We start from the raw sequence: 7,269 nt of genomic DNA on the forward strand, positions 1-7,269 counted from the left end.
CAGCCGGTAAAGCCGACATTGTCAGATCACAGTTTGTACTCCGCAACCACAACCTCATACGGCGCGAGTTTCACCTCAGATCCCGGCATTACCCCCTGCCTGCCGTGTGTGGAAAGCAGGGTTGTCCATGTCCCCGGAGGGATGGCTGCCGTACAGCCCGTCCTTGCGAAATTGAGAAGCACGAGCACCCGTTCGCCGGACCATCGCCTCTCATAGGAAAGGAAGTTCTCTTTTCCGTGATTCAGTTCGACCCACTCCCCGAACATCAGCGGTTTTTTTTCTTTTCGAACGCGAAGCAGTTTTTTGTAAAACTGAAGGATGGAGGTGCCGTCTTTTTCCTGGGCATCCACGTTTTGCCGTTCCCATCCATTGTTCAGCGGAAGCCAGGGAGACGCGCCGGAAAATCCGGCGTTCGAGGCAGCGGACCAGAGCATTGGTGTTCGCGCGGGGTCCCTTCCCTTGTTGATCGGCCAGTACCGTTTCCCGATCGGATCATGGATCTCTTTCTTTTTAATCTTCCCGTCCTCCATGCCGATTTCCTCCCCGTAGTATATGAACGGCGTCCCCTTGACGGTGAGAAGAAAAGCGGCCGCGACCCTCGCCCTGGCATCACTGTCCTTCCCGCCCCCGAAGCGGGTTCTGCTTCGCGGTTTGTCGTGATTGGAGAGGACATTGCACGGCCACCCCTTCTCCGGGATGGAGTCGTACCATTGCCGGATGACCCGGTAAAAGGTCTCCGCGTGCCATTTTTCCGTATACATGAATGAAAAATTAAAGGCAAGATGCAGTTCGTCCGTCCCGTCCCCGAGGTATGACGCTGAGAGTTCGGGATCCGGCGTCGGCGCATAGACCTCCCCCACCAGCATACGGTCTTTATAGGCGTCCGTCACCTTCCGCATCGCGCGGGTAATGAGGTGATTCTCCTCCTGGTTCCGGTCGAAGATATGCTCCTGTAAATCGTACGGACGCAGGTTCGGACCGATAGCAAACGGATTACTCCGGAACCTGCTGTCTTTCGTGAAATAGTTGATGACATCGAGTCTGAATCCGTCCACCCCCATGTCCATCCAGTAGGTCAGTATCTGAAAGGCGGCCTTTTTCATCGCCTCGTTACGCCAGTTCAGATCCGGCTGCTCTTTTAAAAACGAGTGCATGTAAAACTGTCTCCGCCGGGGTTCCCATTCCCATCCGCGCCCCCCGAAAGCACCCATCCAGTTGTTCGGCGGTTTTCCCTTTTTCCCGTCGTGCCAGATATACCAGCCGCTTTTCCCGTTATCCCGTGATGCCCGTGATTCGACAAACCATGGATGAAGGTGTGAGGTGTGGTTCAGGACAATATCCATGATGATTCTTATGTTTCTTTTATGGGCTTCTTTTATAAGGGTTTCAAAATCCCCGTTTGTCCCAAAGACCGGATCGATCGCATAATAATCGTTGATATCGTAGCCGAAATCGAACATCGGTGAAACGTTAATCGGAGAAATCCAGATGCCGTCGATATTCAGATTCTCAAGGTAATCGAGTTTCCGGATAATGCCCGGAATATCGCCGATACCATCCCCGTTCGTATCGTGAAAACTCCTGGGATAAATCTGATAGATAACCCCGTGTTTCCACCATATCCACTCGTTATCCATATATCGACCTCCATGATACAGGATTTTCATTACATATTAATTATCCGTACAGTATATCGGAAAGACGATGATTGATACAGTACATATGAGGAGTTCGGATATATTATTTTTCTTTCATGTCGCCTGTCCGCGGAAGATCTATACCTTCACCCAGTAATAACTGCAATCACGGTACCGCTCCATAAATCCGTATTCGATAAGGTACCTCCGGATCGTTACATAATCGGTATAGATCCGGATGAGGATGTCATTGACTTCCTTTTCCGTATACTTTCTGTTCAATTCGAACCGTTTGATGATATGGTTGAGAATGACGAGCTTCCGTTTCTCTTTCTTCGGAAACTCACTCAATGCTCCGTCAAGGCCGTCCGGAAAATACCGGTTGAGGAATTTTTCCCGTTCTTCGTCGGTGATCGCATAGCGCGAATCGATCATGGTTGCCCCCTTGTGAATCGTGATAAAATCATCATTTCCCTTGTTCTTTATTTTCAGAAGACGCATAAGCGCCAGAAAAATTGTAGCCTGTTTTTCCTTTTCCCGTACCTGATACCGGTGGTTTCGTACCGTGGAAATACTCCCGATAGTAAGCTTTTCAGCCGTCTCCCTGTCATTCAACCCCTCATACATGCACGTCAGGATATTCTTCTGTTGTTCGCTCAATCCAGTCAGTTTCTTGTCAAACCCGATCAGGTACTGAAAAAGAGATCCGTGTTCTTTATCTATATGGAGTTTCAATGCCTTCTCCGCATCGCACATCAAGCCGTTCACATCATAGATTATCCCTTTCTCATATCTTTTTCCGCACACGAGACACCTGAATACGGCGACGGCCGGATGAAAAACATACCCTTTAACGATGGCATCAAGGCCCGCATCCCAGAAAATCCTGTTGAGTTCCTGAAGATCGGCGGGGTTTTTTTGAGCGTCAGGCTCACCTGTATGTGTAATATTATCTATCATAGACACAATTCCCTTTCATCTATTATATTACAGTTTTTTTCGCTTTTTGTCTATACCTTCATAACTATTATTTCTCAATAACCGGCATGTTATCGGTCTTTGACATAAAACGGATAAATGCATTATATTTATGTGACAGACAACAGAAAAAGGAGACGAATATGAAAACTCGCTTCCTCCTTGTCGCAGTCATGTTTATGAGTTCTCACCTATACGGTAATATCGGGGCAGGGCTTGACGTAACTTTTGGTCCGCCATGGGAAAATGACGTGGAACTGGGCTTGGGAGTGGGTGTCGGGACAACCGGATTCATCGATATATTAATTGTAGAACCCTTTTTTTTCCAGGCTGTTGTCGCAGCCCATTACATAAACTGGAACAATCATGCAAGTGACTATTACCGGGTCACGAAAAACGACTGGGCATACGAGTTCGCCGCGTTTTTCGGCGGTATCAGCGTCGTCTACAACATATACAATGCAGATCCGTCAACGATGATCGGTATTTACGCGGAAGGTGGACCTGAGTTCAACCTCATGTTCGGTTTTTACAATGGACAGTATATCGATGACGACGAATCCGAAGTCGATACTTTTTTCGGATTTGCTTTCGGCGGGGGTATTGTCGTCATCAAGGGAATCTTTTTCTTTCGGGCCGGATTCCAAATACATATAATCGACAATGGTTATGTCAGCATACCGCTTTCAGCGGGATTTTTCTTCGGGTTTTAAAAGGGTTAATACAAACACGATAGTCGGACAATTGTCTTGATCGTACCCATCGGGGTTTTCGTTATTCATTCCGATCGGAAAATCCGGGCCGTTCTCCATTCCCGGAGGGAAAAACCAGATGGAAGGCATTGCCCTGCTCAGAGGATTCCAGAAAAATCCTGCCGTGATGCATTTCCATAGCCATTCTGCAGAAATAAAGTCCCAGGCCTTTTGAATACCTGGAACGCTTTTTCCCGCCGGTGAGATATTTCTCAAAAATCTGTTCTTTCTGGTCGTCGGGAATCGGTTTGCCTGTGTTGAAAAAGACAATTGAGGTCGTTCCGTCTTTTTTGCGGAATGAAATCCGGATACTGCCCGATTGGGGGGTATATTTCAGGGCATTGCTCAAGAGGTTATGGCACATCTGTTCGAAAAGGTACGTATCGGCATAAAAATTCATGGTGAATCGGGGCGGATCAATGGTAACGGTGATCTGTTTTTCATCGAAAAGCGGATAAAGGATATAACGCCGGATCATTTCCTCTACCATGGCAAATGAACACGGTTCTTTCCGAAGCGTGAATACGCCTTCTTCGATATTCCTCACATCAAGCAGATTCGAAGAGAGGTTAATGATATCGGTACAGGCGATCGATGCGCCGTGGAATATCCGGAGACTCTGGCTGTCACCCTTGTATTTTTCGGTAATGTAGGCGAGTCCCCCTTCGATGGCCGCGATTGCGTTCTTGATATCGTGAACGAGGGTATCGGTGAGGATATCCTTGATCTTCCCCGTCTCCATCAGTGCTTTATTATACTGTTCGAGCGATCTCATCTCTTTCTTGATGTTTCCGAATTCGATCGACAGTCGCATTCTCCCGATAAAGCGATAAACCCCGATATAAACCAGCGCACAGAATAAGATCGGAGAATAAAACATCCAGTCATGGCCGCCCCGGAATACGGCAAGCTGCACGATAAAGACGACAACGAGAAGCATGATTGAAAGCAGAATGTTCATGATCCTCCCGGTAAATGAACAAACCAGAAAAAGAACACCACAGACGGCGAGAATAAAAAGTATCTCTGTCCAGACCGGAACACGCACCACGCGGCTTTGTTGAAGCAGGGTTTCGATACCGTACGCATGAATAAAGCCACCGTAGACATTTCCCGTGAAGGTGTTCGGCAGGGGAATTTTGTCCTTCTCAAAGGCTTTGGCGATCAATACCGCCTTATCCTTTACCAGGGAGAGTGGGGTACGCAGGTCATCGGCCATTCTTCCCCCTTCGGACAGCAGAACATCGACATAGGAGCGAACCGGGAAGAAATGAACGGGGTATCGGTAATTGATCCAGAACTCCTTCAATTCGGCGATCTCGTCTCCCGCTCGGGAAAATGCATCACTATCGCCTTCCCGACGAAAGGAATCGACATACGCCCCGGCCGCCAGAAAAGAAAGCGCCCGTTGTCCGCTGTTCCGCGGAAATGCGTCGATTTTTCTTGGTTTGCCGCCGATCAACCGGACCGTCGCGTTCCCCACGCCAAAGAGGGACGCGCGAAACAGGGGAAGCGTCGCCCCTTCCTCGATTTCACAGCCGATCACATTTCCCGCTTCCCTGTAACTTCCGGAAAGCGACTCGTCCCAGGGCGTCGTTTCTCCCGAAAACTCGACATCGAAAACGATGATCCGCGCCCCGGCCCCGGAAAGAAGCCCGATTATCTCACTGTCATACGCCCGCCACCGCTTCCCTTCGACCGGAATCCCGAGTGCCTCTTCGGATTTTTTATCGATAAGGAGGATGACCAGATAATCGGATAATTCATAATGGCCGTACATGGCCGAGGTCAGTATGAACCTGATATCGAGCCAGAATAATTCAAACGGCGACAATGAAAAAAGAAAGAAAAAGGCGACGAGAAGACTCACGGCAATGGGAATGACTTTCAAAAGAATATTCATACGCTTTCTCGAGTGTAGCGCTAATCGGCCCCAATGGCAAGGCAAGGGGTTCACCGGGACGGTGCGGCGTATATTCCGCAAAACAGGAAGAACCCTGAAACCACGCGGGTATATCCCCGGAGATTGCCGTCCGGTACCGGTAATAATGTATCAATCATCAGTCTCCATTGGGTAAAATTTGTACATTTTATTTGCATATACGTGGCCGACATACTAAAATTCATGGAAACCGCAGCCGTGCCGCCGACACGACGGTGTCGATATCAAGATGGGGTGATCGGGTGAGGATATACACTAAAGTCATGCTTATTCTGGTCATTATCATTCTCTGCATTATGACGATCTACGAGATAATATCGTACTGTTTCACACGAACCAGAATGGCCGAAGACCTGGAAGAACGCAGCGAACGAATTCAGGCACGGCTTAGCTTTCTTTTTGCCGATCCGATGTGGCGGACAAACGAACAGCTGATCGAGACCATTATCCTCAACGAAATGAAAGACGATACCATCATTGCCGTCATCCTTACCGACAACAACAGAATCAGGGGAAAAGTGAGAGCGGGTGGGGAGATCGTCAACTACAGCAACCTGAAACACACGAAAATAATCGTCGGGGCCTACAAGGAAAGCGTTTCCCCCGTCACAAAAGAAGGAATCAATCTCGGGACGATCAAGATCTACTTCTCCGGCGACTCGATTCACAAGGCCCTCAGGGAAGAGATCATCCGTATCGTTATCCAGCTTCTCATCATTGTCGCGCTTATTATCATCGGTCTCAACATCGTTCTCAGATATTTCATAACAAGCCCGATCAACAAGGTAAAAAACAGAATAGGTGAAATCGCCAGGGGTGAAGGCGACCTTACCCAGACGATCGATATTAAAAAACGGGATGAAATCGGTCTTTTATCAATAAATTTCAATAGCTTTATCTCCAAACTCAATAATATTGTGCGGAAAATCAAGGAATCCTCCGGACAATCGATCGGTGTCCGCAATACACTTGATTCAACGACAGTTGAAATTACCAAAACGCTTGCCACAATTCTCGGCCGGATATCGCTTATCAGGGAGAAAATCAGCGGTCTCGACGAAAATATCCGTTCCGTCACCAGAACGATCAAGGCGACGAATGAAAATGTCAAGGATCAACGCGAACACATTGAAGATCAGTCGTCCGCCGTCAACCAGTCGACCGTTTCCGTGAACGAGATGGTTTCCTCTTTGAAGACAATCGAACAAATCTCCCGGCTGAAAAAGGAATCGACGGAAAAACTTGTCAGAACGGTAAAAAAAGGAGGGGAAATTCTTTCCGAAACACGGCAGGTTATCCTCGACATCAACAGCAGGATCGGTAATATCGGGGAAATACTCTCGATCATCAACGAAATCACTGAAAAAACGAACCTCCTTGCGATGAACGCCGCTATCGAAGCCGCACAATCGGGAGAAGCGGGCAAGGGGTTCTCCGTTGTCGCGGATGAAATAAAGAATCTCGCCGAATCGACAGACCGTAATGCACGGAATATCGGTGAAATGCTCGGTGACATAATGGATAAAATCGATACCGCAACAGACTACAGTAATGAGACGGAAAAGGCGTTTGCGGAAATCGAACGCGAGGTGCATGATGTATCCGGCGCCCTGGAGGAAGTGTTTGCCTCCACAACAGAGGTGGCATCGGGGGGGGGACAGGTTTTACAATCGATGTCCCTTCTCACCGATATATCGTCGAAGGTAAACGAAACGTCCGCAAAGATCAATGACGGTGCCGGCGATATTGCCGAAGCAATCGACGTTGTAACCGCAATTTCACAGGATGTTTTTTCGGCAATATCAGAAATTTCACAGCGTTCGGCCGAAATTTCGGAAGAAATGAAAAAGATGAACGCACTTACCTCCAGCTTGAGCAGGGCCGTCGATAACCTCAACAGTGAAATTAATTTATTTATCACTAAATAGTCTTATTTATCAATAAATAATCTTATTTATCA

At 47.9% G+C, this 7,269-nt stretch carries 5 protein-coding genes; 2 read left to right on the forward strand and 3 right to left on the reverse strand.

Annotated elements, in window-relative coordinates; genetic code table 11:
* Positions 1 to 26: 26 nt before the first annotated feature.
* Together JW881_10945 and JW881_10950 are read right to left on the reverse strand one after the other, a co-directional pair.
* Positions 27 to 1,637: an alpha-glucosidase gene (locus JW881_10945; protein MBN1698021.1), complete on the reverse strand. Its 1,611-nt coding sequence runs from the start codon at positions 1,635 to 1,637 to the stop codon at positions 27 to 29.
* A 138-nt stretch (positions 1,638 to 1,775) separates the two neighbouring features.
* Positions 1,776 to 2,597: a DUF2087 domain-containing protein gene (locus JW881_10950; GenBank protein MBN1698022.1), complete on the reverse strand. Its 822-nt coding sequence runs from the start codon at positions 2,595 to 2,597 to the stop codon at positions 1,776 to 1,778.
* A 161-nt stretch (positions 2,598 to 2,758) separates the two neighbouring features.
* On the opposite strand from JW881_10950, the gene JW881_10955 reads away from it, so the two are divergent.
* Positions 2,759 to 3,328: a hypothetical protein gene (locus tag JW881_10955; protein ID MBN1698023.1), complete on the forward strand. Its 570-nt coding sequence runs from the start codon at positions 2,759 to 2,761 to the stop codon at positions 3,326 to 3,328.
* A gap of 61 nt (positions 3,329 to 3,389) precedes the next feature.
* On the opposite strand, the gene JW881_10960 is transcribed toward JW881_10955, so the two are convergent.
* On the reverse strand, positions 3,390 to 5,270 hold the full coding sequence (locus tag JW881_10960; protein MBN1698024.1) for a CHASE2 domain-containing protein: 1,881 nt from the start codon (positions 5,268 to 5,270) through the stop codon (positions 3,390 to 3,392).
* Between the two features lie 281 nt (positions 5,271 to 5,551).
* On the opposite strand from JW881_10960, the gene JW881_10965 reads away from it, so the two are divergent.
* A complete protein-coding gene (locus JW881_10965; protein MBN1698025.1) occupies positions 5,552 to 7,237 on the forward strand; it encodes a methyl-accepting chemotaxis protein in 1,686 nt (561 codons plus the stop codon).
* Positions 7,238 to 7,269 lie beyond the last annotated feature (32 nt).

This window comes from Spirochaetales bacterium (assembly GCA_016930085.1).
Lineage (GTDB): Bacteria > Spirochaetota > Spirochaetia > SZUA-6 > JAFGRV01 > JAFGHO01.

Coding starts and splice junctions, on each gene's coding strand:
- JW881_10945 (MBN1698021.1), bottom strand. CDS start 1,637: ATGGATAACGAGTGGATATGGTGGAAACACGGGGTTATCTATCAGATT.
- JW881_10950 (MBN1698022.1), bottom strand. CDS start 2,597: ATGATAGATAATATTACACATACAGGTGAGCCTGACGCTCAAAAAAAC.
- JW881_10955 (MBN1698023.1), top strand. CDS start 2,759: ATGAAAACTCGCTTCCTCCTTGTCGCAGTCATGTTTATGAGTTCTCAC.
- JW881_10960 (MBN1698024.1), bottom strand. CDS start 5,270: ATGAATATTCTTTTGAAAGTCATTCCCATTGCCGTGAGTCTTCTCGTC.